Origin of the sequence: Mycetohabitans sp. B8, assembly GCF_021991875.1 — a bacterium.
GTDB lineage: Bacteria > Pseudomonadota > Gammaproteobacteria > Burkholderiales > Burkholderiaceae > Mycetohabitans.
The window spans coordinates 14,631-34,950 of sequence record NZ_JAHLKR010000018.1 but is presented as its reverse complement, the minus strand read 5'-3'; the positions used below and the strand labels follow the sequence as shown (position 1 = coordinate 34,950).

The 20,320-nt window shown below is 58.4% G+C and carries 14 protein-coding genes, 7 pseudogenes and 1 other annotated feature; of the genes and pseudogenes, 10 read left to right on the top strand and 11 right to left on the bottom strand.

Annotated elements, in window-relative coordinates:
* Positions 1-16 precede the first annotated feature (16 nt).
* From KQH60_RS09515 to KQH60_RS09510, 3 genes are all read left to right on the top strand, one after another.
* Positions 17-223 carry a hypothetical protein gene (locus KQH60_RS09515; protein WP_237576232.1) on the top strand — a complete coding sequence of 69 codons (207 nt, stop codon included), beginning with the start codon at positions 17-19 and terminating at the stop codon, positions 221-223.
* On the top strand, positions 220-351 hold the full coding sequence (locus tag KQH60_RS14845; RefSeq protein ID WP_255779110.1) for a hypothetical protein: 132 nt from the start codon (positions 220-222) through the stop codon (positions 349-351). The genes KQH60_RS09515 and KQH60_RS14845 overlap by 4 nt, the downstream gene beginning before the upstream one ends.
* Positions 352-481: 130 nt before the next feature.
* Entirely contained in the window at positions 482-1,189 is a 708-nt protein-coding gene (locus KQH60_RS09510; protein ID WP_237576231.1) for a response regulator, read from the top strand.
* A 213-nt stretch (positions 1,190-1,402) separates the two neighbouring features.
* On the opposite strand, the gene KQH60_RS09505 is transcribed toward KQH60_RS09510, so the two are convergent.
* Positions 1,403-3,703 carry a patatin-like phospholipase family protein gene (locus KQH60_RS09505; RefSeq protein WP_237576230.1) on the bottom strand — a complete coding sequence of 767 codons (2,301 nt, stop codon included), beginning with the start codon at positions 3,701-3,703 and terminating at the stop codon, positions 1,403-1,405.
* A gap of 193 nt (positions 3,704-3,896) precedes the next feature.
* On the opposite strand from KQH60_RS09505, the pseudogene KQH60_RS09500 reads away from it, so the two are divergent.
* From KQH60_RS09500 to KQH60_RS09485, 4 genes and pseudogenes are all read left to right on the top strand, one after another.
* Positions 3,897-4,285: pseudogene (locus KQH60_RS09500) on the top strand (ATP-binding cassette domain-containing protein); the annotation flags it as partial.
* Positions 4,224-4,431, top strand: a pseudogene (locus KQH60_RS09495) (helix-turn-helix domain-containing protein); the annotation flags it as partial. The pseudogenes KQH60_RS09500 and KQH60_RS09495, both read left to right, overlap by 62 nt.
* 620 nt (positions 4,432-5,051) lie before the next feature.
* Complete coding sequence (locus KQH60_RS09490) at positions 5,052-5,339, top strand: N-succinylarginine dihydrolase (protein WP_237576229.1); 288 nt, start codon at positions 5,052-5,054, stop codon at positions 5,337-5,339.
* 715 nt (positions 5,340-6,054) lie between these two features.
* Positions 6,055-6,266: pseudogene (locus KQH60_RS09485) on the top strand (group II intron reverse transcriptase/maturase); the annotation flags it as partial.
* A gap of 650 nt (positions 6,267-6,916) precedes the next feature.
* On the opposite strand, the gene KQH60_RS09480 reads toward KQH60_RS09485, so the two are convergent.
* From KQH60_RS09480 to KQH60_RS09465, 4 genes and pseudogenes are all read right to left on the bottom strand, one after another.
* Complete coding sequence (locus KQH60_RS09480) at positions 6,917-8,593, bottom strand: OFA family MFS transporter (RefSeq protein WP_237576228.1); 1,677 nt, start codon at positions 8,591-8,593, stop codon at positions 6,917-6,919.
* Between the two features lie 1,415 nt (positions 8,594-10,008).
* A pseudogene (locus KQH60_RS09475) lies at positions 10,009-10,363 on the bottom strand (epoxyqueuosine reductase QueH); the annotation flags it as partial.
* Positions 10,364-10,528: 165 nt separating this feature from the next.
* Complete coding sequence (locus tag KQH60_RS09470; RefSeq protein ID WP_237576227.1) at positions 10,529-11,020, bottom strand: AfsA-related hotdog domain-containing protein; 492 nt, start codon at positions 11,018-11,020, stop codon at positions 10,529-10,531.
* A 1,233-nt stretch (positions 11,021-12,253) separates the two neighbouring features.
* Complete coding sequence (locus tag KQH60_RS09465) at positions 12,254-12,547, bottom strand: H-NS family nucleoid-associated regulatory protein (protein ID WP_237576226.1); 294 nt, start codon at positions 12,545-12,547, stop codon at positions 12,254-12,256.
* Between the two features lie 803 nt (positions 12,548-13,350).
* On the opposite strand from KQH60_RS09465, the pseudogene KQH60_RS09460 reads away from it, so the two are divergent.
* Positions 13,351-13,613: pseudogene (locus tag KQH60_RS09460) on the top strand (transposase); the annotation flags it as partial.
* 272 nt (positions 13,614-13,885) lie between these two features.
* Here KQH60_RS09460 and KQH60_RS09455 read toward each other — a convergent pair.
* The 4 genes and pseudogenes from KQH60_RS09455 to KQH60_RS09440 all read right to left on the bottom strand — a co-directional run.
* Positions 13,886-14,572: a transposase gene (locus tag KQH60_RS09455; RefSeq protein ID WP_237576225.1), complete on the bottom strand. Its 687-nt coding sequence runs from the start codon at positions 14,570-14,572 to the stop codon at positions 13,886-13,888.
* A gap of 376 nt (positions 14,573-14,948) precedes the next feature.
* The gene (locus KQH60_RS09450; protein ID WP_237576224.1) at positions 14,949-15,356 is read right to left on the bottom strand and encodes a PIN domain-containing protein; all 408 of its coding nucleotides are present in this window, start codon (positions 15,354-15,356) and stop codon (positions 14,949-14,951) included.
* Positions 15,347-15,601 (bottom strand): type II toxin-antitoxin system Phd/YefM family antitoxin, encoded by a 255-nt coding sequence (locus KQH60_RS09445; RefSeq protein ID WP_237576223.1) that lies wholly within the window; start codon positions 15,599-15,601, stop codon positions 15,347-15,349. Before KQH60_RS09445 ends, KQH60_RS09450 begins: the two co-directional genes overlap by 10 nt.
* Positions 15,602-15,874: 273 nt before the next feature.
* A pseudogene (locus KQH60_RS09440) lies at positions 15,875-16,127 on the bottom strand (IS5/IS1182 family transposase); the annotation flags it as partial.
* Between the two features lie 113 nt (positions 16,128-16,240).
* On the opposite strand from KQH60_RS09440, the pseudogene KQH60_RS09435 reads away from it, so the two are divergent.
* Positions 16,241-16,925: pseudogene (locus KQH60_RS09435) on the top strand (transposase).
* Positions 16,522-16,638: a sequence feature (AL1L pseudoknot), on the top strand. Its footprint overlaps the pseudogene before it by 117 nt.
* 254 nt (positions 16,926-17,179) lie before the next feature.
* On the opposite strand, the gene KQH60_RS09430 reads toward KQH60_RS09435, so the two are convergent.
* Entirely contained in the window at positions 17,180-17,542 is a 363-nt protein-coding gene (locus KQH60_RS09430) for a hypothetical protein (protein ID WP_237576222.1), read from the bottom strand.
* 315 nt (positions 17,543-17,857) lie between these two features.
* Complete coding sequence (locus tag KQH60_RS09425) at positions 17,858-19,108, bottom strand: glycosyltransferase family 4 protein (protein WP_237576221.1); 1,251 nt, start codon at positions 19,106-19,108, stop codon at positions 17,858-17,860.
* A gap of 194 nt (positions 19,109-19,302) precedes the next feature.
* Here KQH60_RS09425 and KQH60_RS09420 point away from each other — a divergent pair, with 194 nt between their 5' ends.
* Complete coding sequence (locus tag KQH60_RS09420; protein WP_237576220.1) at positions 19,303-20,259, top strand: polysaccharide deacetylase family protein; 957 nt, start codon at positions 19,303-19,305, stop codon at positions 20,257-20,259.
* The last annotated feature ends 61 nt before the right edge of the window (positions 20,260-20,320 follow it).

Below are 20,320 nucleotides of genomic sequence, written 5' to 3'. Positions count from 1 at the left end.
TCGATGGACAGCTAGCATGCTGGGCGACGATGGCGTCTTGCGCGGCGCATCGGGCTGGCCCAACTGGATCGGTTCAAGCGATGCGCGCAGCAATGGGCGGCCACTGACGGTGTTCAAGGCCGATCTCGTGAGTTGTACGATAGCACGGTCGCGGGCCGTGCTTGCGCTGACACGCTTGCGGGCGTTGCAGGCGCAGCGTGCGCTGAATTCGACGCGCCATTGAGCATGCGGTCCGCGTTGGTGGACTTCATAGCGCGCGAAGTGCGGCGCTCGCTCGTGTCAGACGAGACGTTTGCCACGCAAAGCGCCGCTAAGGATGCTGGCGAGGCCAGGTTGGAGGCGCTCGCATAAGACCACTGAGCGTGCGAGCGACGCATCGTCGGTGGCTAGACGAGCGGCATTCCTTTCGAAATGCGCAGAGAAATGTCGAGTTGTATCGTAGAATGCGCGCGAAATATCTATGCCATTGAGCGGCTCCATCATGGTTTCACGCATTCTGCTGATCGAAGACGACAGTCGCCTGGCTGCGCTGGTGGCCAGCTACCTGCGCAAACACGAGTATGACGTGCATATTGTGCTGCACGGCAACGACGCATTGGACGCGATTCTCGCGCGTCGGCCCGACTTGGTCATCCTCGATGTGAACTTGCCCGGCAAGGACGGCTTCCAGATATGCCGCGAGGCGCGCAAGCAGTTCGATGGACTAATCATCATGGTGACGGCCCGGGATGAGGACCTTGACGAGGTACTGGGACTGGAGCTCGGTGCCGATGACTATGTGCACAAGCCGGTGGAGCCACGCGTGCTGCTTGCGCGGATCAAGGCGTTGTTGCGCCGCGGGCTGCAGCGCGGCGGCGAGACGAGTGTTGAGCCCGAGCGCCTCATCTTAGGCAAATTCGAGATCAGCCGCGCTACGCGCAGCATTCGCCTGCCTGATGGCAGTGTGCCCGATCTCACCTCAGCCGAGTTCGACTTGCTATGGGCGCTGGTGCGCTGTGCCGGCGAGGTCGTGAGCCGCGACGACTTGATGCGTCAGCTGCGCGGCATCGGCTTTGACGGCGTGGATCGCACGGTCGACGGCTGTATTTCCAAGCTGCGGCGCAAGCTGCATGACGACGCGGCCAACCCGCAGCGGATCAAGACCGTGCGTGGCAGGGGATATCAATTCAGCAAGGTGGCGTGGGAGTAAGTCGTCAACATTCGATGATTGCGCATGCAACACACACACAATGCACGTAATGCACACAACATAACGTGGCCGTATTGTTGTGGCGACCCGCAGTCGCTCGATGGCGCGCGCTTTGAACTGGGCTGGCCGGTGACATGAGCGCCTACAGGGTCGGACCGTCGGTGCCAAGCGCCAACAGCTATTAGCTAATAGCTAACTGCCACCGCCTGCGGGTCAATAGACGTGCCCGAACTGGAAATACACATTGCGGCGTCCTCCCGGCGCAAGCGCGACACCGAAATAGATCGGCCCGAATGAGCTGGTCAGCCCGGTGAACAGCGATACGCTGCGCTTCATCGGCCCGCTGTCCAGCGCGTCGTTGAAGCCGTTCCAGACATTACCCATTTCCGCCGTGACGCCTGCGAACAAACCGCGGAACGGACCGGCGTTGAACAAAGCCAACTGGTTCATGTACGTGAGTTGGGTATAGGCCATCGATGTGCCGGACAATTGATCGGCTGCATACGCGGACAAGTGTCGGAAGCCGCCCAGCGTGAACCCGAGCGGATTGATCGCGTTGGTACCGCCGATGTCCTTGCCGCCCTCGATGCCGACGTTGATGCTGTGTCGTCCAAACGAGACCGCGGCCATTGCTTTGCCGTACAGTTCGGTGATGTGGTCCTTGCTGCTGGCGAGCGAACGCTCAGCCCTGATCTCTGTATAGTAGCCGCTGCGGGGAAACTGCGAGTCGTCGAGTTGGTCGATGACCAACCGTGCGCGCATGCTCAACTGCCGACCATAGGCGTCCGGGAACGCCAACTGTGTGCCACTTTCGTCCAGCGGCAGGTTGTACAGCGGCGATGCGAAGCCGTGCGCATACGCGAGCCCGATGCGCAAGTCGCCGAGCCGCGCGAGCGGAAGCCCGAAATCAATGCCGGCGCGTTTGGTTTGCAAATGAAAGCGGGTAATGCGGACGTTGTCACTATAGAGGTTCGCGTAGCGGCTCACGTACTCGACATAGGGCGCCACGTAGTAGCCGAATGCACTGGACAGCGGCTGGCGCAGTTCGCCATGCACGCTGATCAGGTCGCTGCCGAGCGTGGTGTCCACGCGTCCTTCGAGTCCCGCCGGGCTCAGCCACGGTCGGCGATAGCCCAGATGCAGCCGAAATCCGCCTTCATCGGTCGAACTGCTCGACAAGCCCAGGCCAAACAGCAGGAAGTTTGGCCCCCATGACTTCTGCCGCGCCGTGATCACGAGCCGGTGTTCGTCGCCGTGTTCAACTAGCTGCTGCGTGACGTCCTCGAAGTCACCGGAATTGGACAAGGTCAACAGGTCCTTGTTTAGCTGATGTGGATCGTAAAGGTCGCCCGGGCGCACATGCAGATAGTTGCGGATCCGTGCGGCCGGCACTGCGCCGACCGACTCGATGTCAATCTGCGTCAGGCGTATCGGGCGTGGTGGCGGGGCGGCGTGTGCGCGGCGGTAAGCGGCGTAGTCAGCGGGCGCCAGCGCCAGATGCCGCAGTTGTGGTAGGGCCGCGCGGGCCGCCGCCTCGCCGGCCTCGATCGCCTGGGTCGCGTTCGCGAAATCGGTGAAGGTCAGGGAACCGAGATCGGGTTGGATCAGCACGTCGCCGGCGGCCAGTTGTGACCGTTGTTGCGCGACGTTTTGCCGGATTAGGATGCCGATCATCTGTTGCATCACGTCCGCGGGCGTTGCCAGTGCGTCGAGCGGGCGCAGCGGCGAGCCGATGTCCACGGCGATCACGACGTCTGCGCCCATCGCCCGTACCGTGTCCACCGGCAGGTTGCTGACCAAGCCCCCATCGACCAGCGTGCGTCCGTCGACGTCGGTCGGCGCGAACAGCCCAGGCATCGCCATGCTGGCGCGGATCGCCTGCGGCAGCGAGCCATGATCCAGCACAACCATCTGACCACTGCGCAACTCGGTCGCGATCGCCCGATACGGGATCGGCAGCTTATCGAACGACAGGTTACCGGGCAACGTCGAGGTCCAATCCGACAACAGCGCTTGTAGCCGGTTGCCCTGCACCAGGCCGCGTGGTAACTTCAGCCCGTCGCTGCTGACGCCCAGCGTCAGGCTGCTGGCATACGATTGCTCGTCTTCACGTTGCGACTGCGGCAGTTCGGCGCGTTGGTGCACGTCGAATGCGATGTCTGTCAGGTTCACGCCTGCCAGCCGGCCCTGCATGTCTGTCGCACTCATGCCGCTCGCGTACAAGCCGCCTACCACGGCGCCCATGCTGGTGCCGGCGATGCAATCCACGGGGATGCGGTTTTCTTCCAGCACTTTGAGCACGCCCAGATGCGCATAGCCACGCGCGCCACCGCCAGAGAGCACCAGGCCGATCGCCGCGCGGCCGTGCGCACGGTCGGGCGTCGCGCACGCGGGTGCTCCGGCGTACGATGCCGACGCGTGCAACGCCAGCGTTGCCGCGAGCGCCACGGCGAGTGCTTGGCGGTCAGTGCGGCCACGCCGTGACACGTCCTTCTGCCCGAGCATGACGCGCATGACCAATGCGCGGAGGCGGGTCCGCAGTGGTGGGGTCATCTTGTTACTGGCGTTCTTAAAAACTAGCTATTATCGCTGCATGGGGGTCGCGCGTGCAGGACAATGCGCGATTTCGCCCGCCCGCGCAGACATGCTGTCCTCGGCGCTGCGTCGAGCGTTGCCTGCGTACAGTAACGAGACGAAACTCATGGCGCGCAAGCAAGCGCAGGAGCGCGCCCAGGCGCACCTGGACAAAGTTGGCCTGCCGCCGCGCGTGCAGGGACAGTATCCGGTGCATCTGTCAGGCGGTCAGCAGCAACGCGTGGCGACCGCGGGCGCACTGGCCATGCATCCAGACGTGATGCTGTTCGACGAGCCCACGTCGGCGCTCGATCCTGAACGGGTCGGCGAGGTGCTGAAGGCCATGCAGAAGTGGGCCAAGAAGGGGCGTACGATGATCATCTTGACACACGAGATGGGCTTTGTGCGCAATGTATCGAGCCACGTTATGTTTTTGACCACGGCCGCACCGAACAGCCGCGCGCGCCGCAGGACGTGCTGGTTAGACCGCAAAGCGCTAGCAGCGATGCCGTCGAAGTATGACCTTGAGCAGCGGCTGGCAAAGGCAAAGCTTCCGTTGCAGCGCACCAGCAAATCAGTCCGGCAGATCAACACTGGCGTGCGGATTCTCTTCGGCCGCTCATTTTGCCAACGCGTATCGCGAGAAGTTTGGCGTGACGCTGCGTGAGGAGCGGTTGCATTCGTCAATGTAACGGCCCGGGTATCGACTGAAAACGGCGTGACATAGTGGGCGGACCCTATGCCGTCACTTCGAGTCCTTCTCGCTGGCCTGCCAGAAAAGATTGTCTTGGATGTCGAAACTGAAGCTTGGCTCGCCTGGCGTTCGCGTACCGTTGACAGGCACGCGCGGCGCCGTCGCCCGGGGCGCGGCGTGGGCGCGGCTAGTTGCCTCGGGGCGGCGGGCTGCATCGGATCGGTAGGCAGGCTTCGCGCCGAGCCCGGACAATCGGCCATTGCTGAGCGCACGCTTAGCAATGTCAGTCGCCTTGCGTTGATCCGTTCGCGGTTTCGCGTCGGCGGAGTCGGCCACGATTGGCGGCTCTGCTCCGCAATGGCGGACTGAAAATCTGTCAGACATTCCGGATCCTCGTTGGTGTGCAATGTCAATACCCGTGATTCTGACGCCGACGCCACGGGCGTGACGCGCTAACCACGAATCCGGCGGGCTGCCGACGAAGTGGCGCGCCGGATCGTCCACGCAAACCGATAAAACGGCTCGTGTAGGCGAAAGGTGTTTTATTAGCCACCATCTAAGATATTTTTATTCAACTGCAATCGAAGCGTTGCCATGATCAGCATCCAAGTGACCCGCGATACCTTCGATCAAGTGAGCGCCCTCGTTTTCGCGCTAGCGCCTTACCTGCTCGTGTTGACTGCGCGTGACGGCCTGATCGTCGATACGCTCGTCTTCGATCTGCGCGACAGCATGAAAAATGGCGGGAAACCGGCATGCCCACGGCTGCGTGTGGCGTTGAACGAACGGGAAATCGATGAAGTGAAGCCATCGCTGTGGATAGACGACAAGTTGTATGCGCAACTGAACGCGGAGTCGAGATGCACTATTGCGACCGTCTGAACGCCGACGATCTCGGCGATTTGCAACTGCTGGTGCAATCCTGCACCGCGCTCAATGAACGTACGCAGTGACTCAATCCCGGGTCTGTCCATGACTTCCAGCGCTGAGCCGGTGTGGCTGTCCGATCCGCTGACGCTGCAGGGCGAAGTGCCTGTCGAGCGCGAAGGAAGGCTGGCCATGTATATTCGCTGACACTGGATCGATCAGGGTGGGCTGACGCTGGCGCCCGCTGTGGGCGGCTCCCTCGACGACGGATTGGTTCCCGCCGTATTGATGTCGTGGGGTATCCATGGCGATGAGACCGCACCGATCGGGCTGGTGTAGCAACGGGTCGCTGACGTATCGCTTTTAGGTTGAACGCCAGAGGCGTTGACTATCGCTTTTCGCAAGATGGCCGTGAGTTCGGGACCCCGAAATTAGTTCTTTACAGTGCGTCAAGCCACTGATACATTAAATTGTTAGCGGCAGATAACTCTCTCGATAGAGAGGGTAAAGTTGGAACCTGAGAGACGCGGGCTACGGAGCGCGCCAGACGATTCCGGGTCGCGAATGGACGCACGGCTGCGAGCCGTGCGTTTTTTTAGGCGCGCCCAGCATGAACACAATCCTATGGGCGTCAGTCCCGCTCTCAGCTGGTCATCACAAATGAGGTGAAGTGCAACCGCATGAGGGCGACCGAGTGTGGAAGGCAGCGTGGAGCGTGAATCGCGGGCTAGGTGTGGACAGGCTGGACATGGGCCAGGTTGTATCATCTGGTGAGCGCGGTGATACGGGAGCAACTTTTGCGACGGACGTATCGGCCGGGGCCGGCGCGACGGATGACGCTCTCCTAAGCCGGACGGAGGTAAGCGCGAGCTAGGCATCCCGACAGTGACGGATCGGTTGATCCAACAGGCGTTGCTGCAAGTGCTGCAACCGATTCTGGATTCCACCAGCATAAATCCAGTGCCACACCGCCCGGCGGTCCAATGCCGTGACGCGTGCAAGCGCGCGGATTGCCATGCTGCATCGATGAGGGCGTAGGACCGATTCATCGCGCGAGTCTCGCTGAACGACGCCCCTGCTATTGTTTTGCTCGTGACGGTGTTGCCACGCGCGGCGTGTTCGATTCGATCACCGGCGGCTGTCTGGTAATCGTTACTTTTGCGCGCGCATTGACCCAGTTTTTTGTTAATGAGCTAGGCTCGTTGCCTCAAGTCTTTTTCTATCCGTCAGAGGGCTGGCGAGGCCGGCCTAAAGACTATCGCTCAGCGGCATAACGTCGACGTATCCTTGCTGCGCCAATGGATCGCTGGTATCGCGCACACGGTGAAGCTGGTGTTGGCACTCGGTCCGCAACGACACCAGCGTTGTTCATGAACCGCCGTATGCGGGGAACCGCACGTACAGTGGTGTGAGAGGACGACAGGGTAACTGTGTCCCCTACCCGATGCATACTAGTTTGATATAGAACAATGTCTAATATGCAAAGCTTTGTGTCTTTTGCCGCATGCTCAGCGTGCAGCCTGTTCAACTTATGCCATCACATATATCGATTGCAGCGGTGGCGCTTCATGACGGGTTGAACTTGACGGGCACTAGCCGTGGAAGAGCGCCACAACACTGAGCATTGTGCGATAGATGCCCCATCCGAGTGGCAACCCAACCGTGACCCAAGCGAGCACGACCAGTGCACGACTGCCGGACGCTTGCATAGCGGGGGCTCCAGCAGATAAATCGCACACGGGCGACGCAGGGTGCGCAACACGTCTTTCCTCTGCAAGCTCCTGCTCGCTCATGAAGTATTTCGGGTCCACTGGCCGTATCAGAAGGTTGCAAACTAGGCCCACTAACAGCATGCCGACTAAGATATACATCGATTGGTTGTAAACTTGCTCACGCGGCAGGCCCAGGCCAAGCTGGTAGTCACGCATGTAGTTCACGACAACTGGCCCAAGAACGCCGGCGGTTGCCCAGGCGGTGAGCAGCCGGCCATGGATGGCACCGACAAATTGAGTGCCGAATAGATCGGCCAAGTAAGCAGGCGCCGTGGAAAACCCTCCACCATATAGACTGACGATGATGCAGACAGCGGCAACAAAGAGTATCAAGTACCCGGCGGTGATGCTCGACGGAATGCTGGCGTATAGAAGCATGCCTAGCACGAAGAAAATGGTGTAAGTCTGCTTGCGTCCGAATTTATCGGAAAGGCTGGCCCAGACAAACCGGCCACCGATGTTGAATAAACTCAGCAGCGCGGTAAAACCAGCCGCCACAGAGGCTATTGACGTCAATTGTGCTTTGTCGAGCTTAGAGAATGGCACGGCTTGGCCAATCAGGTGGCCACCGAATACTTCTTGCAGCATCGGACTGGCCATGCCGATAACGCCGATTCCAGCCGAGACATTCATGCAGAGCATCATCCAAACGAGCCAGAACTGCGGGATACCCCACACTTTCTTCACATGGACATGGTGCTGAGTCACCATGGCGCCGTCTGCCCGCTCCTTAGGGGACTGCCAGCCAGCAGGCGTCCACCCGGGCGGCGGTATGCGATAGGCCAGTGCGCCACTCATCATAAACACAAAGTACATTGCGGCCATAGCGACAAAAGTCTGTGTCACGCCCCCTCCTTCGTACGCAGCAAAGGCCGCCATGAACTCCGTGGCTAGCGGCGAGCCAATCATCGCGCCGCCGCCAAATCCCATGATGGCCATGCCGGTAGCCATGCCCCGCCGATCTGGAAACCATTTGATCAGTGTACTGACTGGCGAGATATACCCGAGCCCCAGACCAATACCGCCAATCACGCCAGAGCCCAGCAGCATCAGCCAGAACTGATGGAGGTGGATGCCGAGTGCGGAAAGTAGCATACCGCCGCACCAGCATAGTGCACTGACCACGCCAGCTTTGCGCGGGCCGGCTCGTTCCAGCCAGCCTCCCCAAATAGCGGCAGAGCTGCCAAGCAGCACAAAAAACAATGTATACATCCATCCCAGCGTGGAAATCTTCCAGTCGCAATGAGTTACGAACAACTCTTGCAAGAAGCCGATCTCGGGACCGCAAGCCATAGGATGGGTCATGCCGATGGCCTGCGACAAGGGTAGCCAAAAGACCGAAAAGCCATAAGCCATGCCTATGCACAAGTGAATTGCCAAGGCGGCCGGGGGGACCAGCCAGCGGTTGAAGCCTGGCCTCGCTACAATGCGCTCCTTAGAGAGGAAGGGCACAGCCGCGACTTGCTCGGCGGTGCCTGCACTTAGACTGGATGTCATGTTGTCTCCGTCGAACATGACCGGCTAGGGACGCACCGTATGTCTTAGAACATGAAAAAAGCCGGTCGGTTATGCTAACAAGCGGACAATTTATCGACTACAAAACCAGGCTGCTCTATTTTTTCGCAACCCTGTCACGATACTGCCGACGACCGAGTTATACACGATATTACCGGCGGTATCGGTTCCCATTAAAAAGCAACCTCCTACGTCAAGACAGTTCTGACACTGCGCTTAGCCTCGATCCACTTTTGTTCATACAGCGACACGCAGAATTCTGCGATCATGTCAAATATCTCGAGTCCGGTCAATAACGTCATATGGCAGGATGAGTTCACTTTAATCATCTTAAAGCTTGGCAATTGCCGTTGCCACGCTTGCCAAGAGTCATGGCGGCACGACGACGAGGCGTGCCGCTGCATTTCGGAAATTCCTGACGTCGGGTTGCGAACAGCATTGCTCGTCAGCGTGGGCTGGGCGAAGCAATCGTCTACTTTCGCGAGGGTAACAGACTCAAGCTAACCGGACAGCGACCGCACGCATAAATGGCGCTTTTGGAAGCTATGTCGTCACTATGCTATGTAACAGTGCTTCGTTCTGCCCGACTCTGGCGTTGCCTCGCGAGCAAACGATTCTCCGACGACATGTCTTCGCAGCGCGATTCGATCCCAAACAGCTGCTCGATCAGTCGAATGGATCCGCTGACAAGATGATCGCGACCACGTTGCGTTTTCGGCAGGCTTTCTTTTGCCGCGATTCTGTCGCGACGCGTGTGCGCTTAGCAGCCCAACTGCACCAGTTGATTGGTGTCGGCGATATCGTTGTACAGCTTATTGCTGTCAGTCTTCAATGCCGCGCCGGGCTTGATGCTAGGCTAGAGCGCCGCGGCGTGTGCCGCGCTGCGCGTCGGTCTGTAACTGAACAACCGAACGGCAAAACCAGTGCCGCTCATCCGCGGGCGACTAGCCCCGGGAAATCTTACCCCGAGGCTCTCGCAGAACCGTACGTGGCGCCCTCGCGTTATACGGTTCCCGTTATTCAAGCCATTTATGCGGCCCCCAGGGGGCGAATTTTCCCGTCGCCGCCATCAAAGACGACATGACGGATTTGTGCTCGACGAGCGCCTGTTCGCCGTTAACCATAGCGACTGGCACGAATGCCGACTCTGCCGTCGGCGACTATATTGAAGCATCAGCTATCCGTTGCTAGTGCAACTTTATCCATTTGCGTAGAAGGTTCGCATTGATGCCGTGTCTGGGTGTGAGCCCCGCTACCAATGCGCGGCTCAAGGCAAATCTCGATTGCCCGCTGTTTGGTTCGCCGATCAAACGGCGGTTGCTGTCTATGCCTACGATGACGACCTTTAGGCACGACGCTTCTGAGCGTTGTTCTGTCATTAAGATAATTGCTGAAATTCATTGGACATAGCGCTTTTCGGCAGCCTGCGGCCGCGCCTTGGCGCGCTCGGCATTGGCTCGCGGCTGAGGTTGTGGCCGGCGAATTACATTACCGTTTTGGTCGGGATCGCTCGTGCCGTAGCGCATGATGCCAATCTGTATGGGCTTGCGGTTGGTCGCTATCCGATGGCGGTACATCAAATCTGGGTAATGTGATGCAGCACGGCGTCCGAAGTCGTGAATCTGCTCCATATTTTTCTAGCGCGAAATACCCCGGGGAACTGGTGATTACACGAAAACCATGCTGATGGGCATGGAGTGTGGTACGTTCAAAACGCATATCGAAACACATCGTGCAACGAATGCCGCGCTCGCGTAACGCGATAATTTCCTCTTTGTTCTCAGACGGCGTAAAGCCCCGTGCAGCTTGCCGCATAAGTTTTACTCGCATTCAATTCGATCCGCTTGGCGGTCTGCACAATCGCGCGCTTTTGGGCGGTCGTTACCTGCACGACAATTCGTTCGGTAGTCGCCGCCATTACACAGTGATGCTGATGCTCGTTGTGCCGGTGCGCCGCAGGCGTGCCAATATGGCAGGTGGCATGAATCGCCAGCGCACATCCATCGTGCCCACGCGTAGCCCGGCCTGGTGCCATTCGGTGTGTGCCTGTAAGCTCGACAGTGACCGCTTGCGATAGTATTTCTCAACCACCGTGAAATGCACGGCAAGCGGTGCGGACAGTTCGGCAAAACGCGCATAGCTCACGTTAAATCCGTCGAGCACGAAGGCCACACCAAAAGGAACCCCGTAGAACAGGTGAGATATTGCAGTGCCAACTTGCCGTGTTGCTTCGACAAGCATCAGGCCTGGCACATGGTCGATTTCATGCTCGAAGAAAAACGGGTGGTCTGGTTCGATGATCAATGGCGCAACGAACCGATCCTGCCCCTCTCCGGTGGAGGGAGCCGGATCTATCCGTTCCACGAAAACATGTTGGAGTTCCGACTTATGGACCAGACGACGCTGCAACCGGCGACGGCCAGCACTATCGATTTCGTAACCCTCACCCAGGGGGGGAGCATGGGACGCTGTTATTCATTTATGGGTTTTTTACTACATGAATGGAATCAGTGTCTGTGAGGCTGTGGATACAGCTGCGCCTGCGATGCCATTATTGGCAGCCTCGTTTGTTCCGAGGTCCAACCTTGTGATCGTTCTCTGTAACACCTCAATTGGGGGAGATTGCCATGGCTGGCGGAATTCGCCCAGTGCGTCGGGATTTGCTACAGTGAGCGACTGGCTGAAGCGGACATTGAGCCGTCTGTCGGCAGCTGGGGTGACAGATTCTTAAGGCGGCTCTGAAAATTGTGAGGCTTGGGACTGGCATACCGGGCATCGATATACTGATTTAATATTTTTACACACTTGGCCGTTGCTCGCACGAGCCTGACTACAAAGCGGTAAAGACGCAGCTCGAAAATGGTTCGTAGCCTCGTGGCCATCTGGCGATCCCTTAAGCAGCGTCAACTTTCGCGACGCAAGCAATGAGCGTCCCCATGCGAATCACGCGCGGTGTCAGGATCGCCGGCATGAAGAATTTGTGCCCCTGCCCGCGCTGTTTGCGCGAACCGTCAATTCGACAAACACTTGCCCAAAGCCTTCCGTCTTGTGTCGCACGCCATCAACGCCGCACAGCCCGAGCACAGACAGTGCTGTGGCATTGGGGCTTGGCGCTCTGCGGCGCCGCAGGCGCTGGATTGGCGCAGCGCCTTGGCATCTGCATGAGCGGCGAAACGATACTTCGTTTGCTCAAGGGCCGCAATGACGAGCCACCCGCAGCGACACCGCAGCCGTGCATCGTGGGCATTGGTGACCGGTCATTCAAACGCAGTCATCGCGACGGCACCCTACTATGTGCCACGAGTGGTGCCTTGCACTCGCCGCGATGTGTATCGCGCAAAAGAGCCCGAGCCAGTGTTGCGACTCGAAACGGCGCCTGGACAGCCAATGCAGGCGGATTTCACGCACATTCAGCGAGGTCGTCAATGATTGCCCGCGTTCGCTAGCAGGTCAAACCCGTAAGCTGTTTGTTATCACAGCATCAGCCGAGTCTTGTGCTCGTTGCCGTCATCGTGAACAGCGGTGCACCGGGTTAAGCTGGTGCTACAACGAGCTTTTTTGCCACTAGCCTTGCGGGTGCGGCAAAAATGAACGCGGATCCCAGCGGCACATTCGCCTCCTTGACCAACATGCCGCTCCACCTTATTTGGGGATTAAAAAGCGCTCGCGATTCTTTCCAATCCATGACGGCGCCCGACCTCTACCGCTCCAGGTCTCACCCGTTTTGGGATTTTGGTATTTCGGCTCCGGCTGCTTCGCACGTGCAGCGCCGCGAGCTTGACGCCTACGTCCAAATAAATCTTCGGCCGTGATCCCCAATTCGGTGATCTTCTCGCGCATTTGTGCGATCACCGTTTCCAATTCCTGCGCCCGTAAGGCTTCTGCCTCTGCTTCAAGCTGTTCAATTTGAGCGCGCAACTCTTGGTATGTCGCCATGTTTACTTCCTATGTTAAGTTAAAGATACCCCGGACGGATGCGGGTTGGGTCAACTCGCTTGCATGCCTATGCCTCGGATTGAGGAAGCGCTTGGCAGCATGGCCTCTATTTAAAAAATCTCCTATTAACCTGTATCTTGAGGCTGCCATGTTTGACCGCGTTCATGCGCTTGCCGCAAATATTTTTTCACTCGTTGCACACCCTGCACATAGCTCCACCGCGTAAGCTTGATTGCAGACTAACTACTTGGAGTCGTGATAGTCGTCATTTTCGATGACCAAACATCGCTTAGCTTTTTGCCTTCGTACCCACGGGTGTGCATAAACAATGCCAGCTAGCTCTTTACGAAGACTGGCGGTCCTACAAAGACATCTATTATACCTTAACGTGCCTACAGCCGAGCCAATCACTGGATTACAAGTAAGTGGTTAGCGTTTTTCACCGGTGGAGCAGCGCAAAAATGAAAAAATTACCTGTGCGTGTTGACAAATTGCGCGATTGAAGGCGAGTGCCGTAATCACTTTTAAGAAGCTGTCTAAGCTTGGGTTGCCGCTGCTCGCTTCAACCGTTTACAAACCCTTATACAAATCCTGGTATTGCTCGTTGGCGCAGGGCTAACCTGTTATTCGGCACTGGGCACCTCTGAAGCAACTTGTCGAGCGCGCCACGGGTATCCATTCCAGCGCTCCGGCTGCCGGTCGCTTTACCGTAGAACACCTGTGGGGCTGGCCACAAACTGGACCATGCAGAAATATAAAAATTCGGCAGGATGATGCAAACTTGGCAAGCAGAAGGTCATGTCGTGAAGAAGAGTCAGTACATTGAAGAGCAGATTGCGTTCGCGTTGAAGCAAGCAGGGCTGGGCACGCCGGTGGCTAAGGTATGCCGCAAGATGGGCATCAGCGATACGACGTGTTACAACTGGCGGCACAAGTATGGGGGCTGGGCTCGTCGGCGCTACGCCGGTTAAAGTAACTCGAGGAGGACACGAGGCTTAAGCGGCTCGTAGTGGACTTGTCGCTGGACAAAGCCATGTTACAGGACGGATTATCGAAAAAGCGCTTGCCGAGTCGTTGAACAAAGCGCTGGACGTGCCGCTTATCGTCGTCGGTGAACGCGGCCGTGCCCCGACACATTAACCAGCAGGCTACGCGGCGAGTGCAAGGCGCCGCTCGCAACACAGCAGTACGCAGCTGCTGCTGCGTGATTGCACAGGCTTTTCGCCAAGGCTGAAGGGCTTGGCGTACGATGCCGCAACCGCCGTTGAACCCTTGGCCCACGATTTCCCAATACAACTTCGCCGCGTTTTGGCAGCCTTCACACCAGCGCTGGGCAAGCTATGCTCGATAGGGATCCAACTTGCTGGCTGCGGGTGGCCGCTGCGCCCGCTCAGGGAACCCACCGGCGTTGATCCAATGCCGCACCGTACGCCGGTCCAATGCTGTAAGGCGCGCAATCGCGCGTATTGCCATCGCACTTTGATGGTGGCGCATGACCGTCCTATAGCGTGCGAGCCGCGCTTGTTGCTCCTTTGCGCGCGATGTGGTTGCCACGCCGGACGCATTCGATTCGATCGCTGGCAATGCAGCACAAGCGTGCTCGTGATTGAGCGAGCGTGCAACTTCGCGGATAGGCCGCTGGCAGCGGCTCAGCGCGCGCTCAATAGCATCGCCAAGATGCTTCAATAGATACCATCGGTCGGCCACTTGTATTGTTTGCGGCGCACCACGTGTGATGCCTTCGGTGTCAATACCAGCGCGATCGCGTGACACGATTCGGATTGCGCGGTTTCCTGTTAGCCAGTTCGCCACCGATGTCGCATCACGATCGGGCAACCGATCCAATGGGCGCTGTTGCTCGAGATCGACCAGTAGGGTGTCATAGCGATGAGCGCGTTTGAATGCCCAGTCATGGACGCCCACTATGGTAGGGTTGGATGTCGTCGTGACGTGCTTTTGGCCGTTGCGTTTGGGCAAACGAAGCATCGTTTCGCCGCTGATCAAAATGCCGAGCCGCTGCGTCATAAGTCGTCCCCGCCAGCATTCTGACGGGTAACAAATGACATGAGATAACAGGCTCCGCTCGGTAACAAAAATCTTGAGTCAATGCGCCGGTGTAGCGGCCGTTCTGCTTGATGCTGGTGCGAACAACGGCACACGTTTGGCCGCTCATCAGCTTTTCCGTGACCTGCCAGCGGTCTATTCTTCGCCTGGCAGCTTGCGGTTTCCAAACCAGTGGTTCGTTGCCGGCCCCGCAGGCCTTCGACTTCTGACGGCATCTTAACACCGGCAGGCGCACCGATGCCCGGGTTTCGCGTTGCGCTAGCAAGCACAGTGGCAACGCTTCCTCGTTCAACCACAGAGTGTGGTTTCCATTGCTAAGTGGCTAAGCGCGCAACGCCTATTTAGGCGTCACGAGTCGCAAACCCGGCAGGTCGGCAAAGTCGGCACGGTTAAGTGTCATTAGCGCGTCCCCGTGCTCGATCGCCTGCGCTGCGATCCACAAATCATTGTAGCGAGGCCGCGGTGATCGGCCAGACTGTTTGACAGCGGCCGCAAGCACGCCGAACGCAGCGGCAGTCTGTCGCGACACTTCACGAATCGGGCGCCGCTCAAGCTGTTGTAGATAGGCTGCGCGCACGGCCCGCTCGACAGGATCCGTGCAGGCCTGCGCACCCAATCCAAGTTCACCCAATGAAATGACCGAGATGAACACGGATGCGTCGCCAGCAAGCTCGATCACGGTTTGCGAATCAAGCGTTTTTGCAGCCAATGCAACCCAAATGCAGCTGTCAAGGATTACGCCCATGGATCCCGCACATTGTCATCAAAGCTAATACGACTGTCAGCCAGCCAAGCATCGGCCTGCAGCGGCGTGAGCGCTACAGGCAGTCCTGCGAGCGCTTGGGCGGCGTTCATGGTCGGTTCAGGAGGCACGATCCGAGCCACCGGCACATGGTTGCGCTCGATGATGATGGTTTGACCTTGACGCGCGACGGTATCCAAGATCTGACGGGTTTGTCGAGCAAGTTCGGTGGCAGTGATCGCCTGCATGTTGGCTCCCAAATAAGTATTAATACGTATTTTACATATTTAGTCGCCTTATGTCGTTTACCTATTTCAGCTTTGTACTTTGTCCAATATGCCAGCCTGTTATAGGCGCAAGTCGTCATATCTGATGCAGTACACGGCTTGGCCGTGAGCCGGTGATCGCGTCACTCGGGTTGCTTACGCGTACGGATTTTGCCCAGCGCACGCGTGGGCGGGCGTGGCCGCCCAATCGGACCGGTGGTGCGACCCGATGCGCACTTAGGGGGTGTGCGCAGCCTTCGTGATACTGCGTCGCAAGCCCAAGTGAGACCTTCACGCTCTCGATCGCTACGCCCTTGTAGCCGCGATTGACAACAGCGATCTGCGGTTGCACGCCGCTCAGGATCGCCGCTTGTTCCAACGCTTCAACCAACGTGTACCCGGCGTACGGATTGCCCGGCACCGAACGAGCGCCGACTACCAGACCTTCCTTGTGCGTGGTCGTAATCGACACCTTCACGCCGAATTCGTACGGCTTGCGCACTTTACCGTCGGGTAAGCACGCGCCGTTGCCGGCGCGCGCTCCCCTAAGAACCGTGCATGCGAGTTTCCCTGAACCGCACCGAGTTTTGTGGAGGCTCCAACTCTTGAGAGAATGGAGCGATGAACAAGAAGCCAAGCAAGTTTTCCCCGGAAGTGCGAGAGCGGGCAGTGCGCCTAGTACGCGAGTAGCGTAGCGAGCACTCGTCGATGTGGGCGGCAGTCGAATCGATTGCGCCGATGATCGGCTGCACGCCGCAGACGCTGTTGGATTGGGTTAAGCGCGAGGAGCTCGATTGTGGCGAGCGCGATGGCGTGAGTACGGCCGAGCGTGAACGCATCAAGGCCTTGGAGCGCGAGGTCAAGGAACTGCGCCGGACCAACGAGATTCTCCAACTGGCGAGCGCATTTTTCGCCCAGGCGCAGCTCGAGCGCCGTTTCAAGTCCTGAAGGCCTTCATTGATCAGCATCGCGACACCTTCGGGGTTGAGCCGATCTGCAAGGTCTTGCGCATCGCCCCGTCGGGCTACCGACGCCATGCAGCACAACTTCGCGATCCGTCCAAACGCTGCGCCCGCACGAAACGCGATGAGCTTTTGCAACCGGAGATCAAGCCAAGACGGAACTGATTCATCGGCGCGCCCCTTGGAAAACGAGGGAATCCGTCGAACTGGCAACGCTGGAATGGGTTGCCTGGTACAACCATCATCGGCTAATGGAACCGCTCGGCTATATCCCGCCTGCTGAAGCTGAGGCAAACTACTACAAGCAACTCAGAAATGCCGCTAACGTGTCCGCATTAACTTAAACCAACCAGCCTCCACAATTCCCGGTGCGGTTTGAGATAGTAGAACTCTGAACAAGTACTGAATATGCGAGCCTATAAGAATAAATTGGCAAACGGTGCTCGAATCGACAAATTATTTTTGTTGCTGACCTGCAAGGTTCGGCCTATAGGTCTCAAGTTCTAGCACCGTTCTCCCACTACTCAAGCGCTTAAATGCCTCGCGCGCAAGACACGGGCATTTTTAACGCAGCCGCGACGACGGGCGGCTGCTTCGGTCACATCCAGTGCTGCAGGCCGAAATCGAACAACAGAATGACGGCAGAGCAAAACACGCCGCACAGCACATTGGCGATGCGATGCCCAAAGTCGCGATGGCGGCTGAGCGCTGCGCCGATCAGAAACACGATCTCGGTTATCACCTGCAGTCCGAACCAGGCGAGCATCACTGTGTACTCGTACCCCATCGAATTGAAGTCAGCAAAGTTCATGCCGTGCCCAGATATCCATGAGCCTACTCGCCATATTTCATAGAGCAACAGCACCGCGGGGAATAGGTAGCTTGCGATATAGGTCGGCATCGTTGCATGTCGCAACTCGAAGTGTTTCTCGTGCCGCAGGAGATGGGTCGTGAGCCGCATGATCTGCTCCTCTAACTATCCAACTTGTCACATTATGGGCGACACACACCATGTGTGCGCTTAAATTGACTTTAGGCGGCTTGTGGGAAGGTTTCAATGCTGCAATGCAGCGCCATGCTGCGTGGCGCTGCAGCGGACGTACCCATGTGGTGTTGAGAAAGACGATGGAGGGACGCAGGGGCGCGCCTTGCGCCAAGAGGCGCCAGGACTCGGGATTGATGTTGCGCTGCAACATTTGCCATGCAAGCAGCGACCGCAAAACGCAAGCGGTGGCCAGTATGTGCAGCCGTTGGACAGGCTGTGAAACGGGACGTCCTACACGATGGGGAGTACGCTGCCGTCCGCGTCGATCAGGCTGCCCGCGTACGTGGCTCCCGGTTGTTCGTTGCTCCGCTCCAGGCGCAGTACGGTGGCGAGTCGCTGCGCGTACCGCTGCGGGTGGTATTCAGCGACGTCATAGCGGCGATTCGGCTGGCCAAGATGCTGTATCAGTGCGTCGAGCGCCGCGCGGTAGCTCGCCGTATCGCAGCGATACTTGAACTTATTGCCGATTTCGTCGCCGAACGTCGATAGGCTGCCGATGTCGTGCACGAGCGCCGGCAATCCGAGCATGGCCGCCTCGACGATCAACAGCGGCGCATTTTCCGCGCAGATCGACGGCAATACCACCGCATGCGCGGTCTCGCGCAACTCGGTCAGGAGCGCGCGATGGGGACGCCTGCCGCGGAATTCGAGCCGCCCGGCACAAATCAAATCGGCATTGCAGTGCTCGAGCGCGGCACGCTCCGGCCCGTCACCGAAAATCGTCAGCTTATTAAGGTAGGCGAATTGTGTGGCGCGTGCCAGCGCGATGAACTCGCCCAGCCCTTTTTCCGCCGCGATGCGGCCGGCGAATGCGAGGTTGATGCGACTCGCTTGGATCGGCTTGGGCGCGTATACGGGCATGTCCGCGTCAATTGGGTTGGGTAGCAGCGACGTGTTCGTGATGCCGGCGCGGTGCAGTGCTTGCTCCATGTACCGGCTCGGGCACAATAGCAAATCAAACACTCGGATGGGATGGCACAGCAGCCTGGTCGAATGCCAGTAAAGCTTTTTCAATGCATCATGCACCGCGCCTTTCGGACTCGCGCGAGTGATCAGCGCCCGCAACATACCAAGTGATTCGATGGGAAACGCGTCGGCGATGCCGTTTTTGTACCGCAGCAGCGTGGGATTATAGTGGACCAGGTGATAGTCATGGCAGGTCAGATAGGTCGTATAGCCCAGGCTCGAATGGTATCGATCGATCGCATGCAGGATCGACGGAGATAGCACATTGTGATAGTTGTGTACGAGTATACGAGCGGGCCGGAAGCGAACAATCGTTTGCGCGAGCAGACGGGCTGCCTCGCTATTCCATGCGCGCGGCTTGTGCCGCGCGGCAGCGCTTAAGCAACTCCTGTCAAAACATTCAACTTCCACACCCGGCATGGCGCGCAACAGCCGTGCAGACGTTCGGTACACTTCTTCGGCACCACCTTTCGAGGCGAAATCATTGATGATCAGCACATTGCAGCGTTTGTCCATAACACTCTCCTCCAAACCCCGCGACTTGCGATCTAACACGTGCGTTGCCTCTTAAACGTCACGATAGCGACGTCCACGCACGGGCTCTGTTTGGCAACGCACGGTATGTCGGGCGGCATCCTGGCTTAATTAAGTGGTCGAAATTTTGTAGGCAGGCCGTTCAGCGGCGCATCGAATAGCAAGAGACTACGCGGATGAACGCTCGCACGCTATTGAGGGAAAGCTTCGCACGACTTGTCCTATGGACCGGCGTCGTTGCGGCGGTGCGCAAGTTCTTGTGGCGTGACCGGGTTGCTATCCTGCTGTATCACAATCCGTCGCCGTCGACGTTGGATGCTCACTTATCCTATCTGACGCGCATCTGCGACATCGTGCCGTTGGACGCGTTAAGCCAGCCGGGCCGCGGCCGACCGCGCGCGGTCATTACGTTGGATGACGGGCATGCTGGCAATGCCGCGCTGTTGCCCGTGTTCGACAAGCATCGGGTGCGTCCGACCATTTTTCTGTGCAGCGGCGTCATCGAGCATCGCGCCGCACATTGGTGGATGCATCCGGCCGCCGCTGGTACAGATATCGAAAGATTAAAGCGGCTGCCAAACCGCGAGCGCCTCGCGCAATTGCACGAGCGCGGCTATCAAGGCGCGGAGTTGCGGCAAGTCTTGCCAATGCTGCTGGGCGGCGGGCAGCTGCGGGAGCCGACGATCGCGGACGAGGGCCGCAATGGCACAGCACCAACCGGCCTCAGCGTGCGGCAGGTTAAGCAGATGCGCGCGCGAGTCGACTTTCAGTCCCATACGCGTTTTCATCCGATCCTGACCCGCTGCGAAGACGCTGAATGCGAGCAGGAGATCACCGGCTCCCGGCGGGACATCGAACGGTTGACCGGGCGGCCTTGCGTGCATTTTGCATACCCGAACGGCAACTATGGGGAAAGGGAGATCCGGCTATTGCGCGCGGCCGGCTACCGCACCGCTAGAACGTGCGACGTCGGTTGGAACGATGACGCGACTGATCCGTTCAGGTTGCGTGCCATCGATATCCATGACGATTCGTCGTTGGCATGGTTCATCGCGCAACTGACGGGGATTCCATTGTTCCTGCGCTATGCGCGGCACGGCGGCGGCTGGCGCGGCCGTAAGCCCCAATTTTGACCCGTGCGGCCGGCGTCAGCCAGCGATCTGATCAGGATTTCGCAAAGAGCGTTAAAATAGT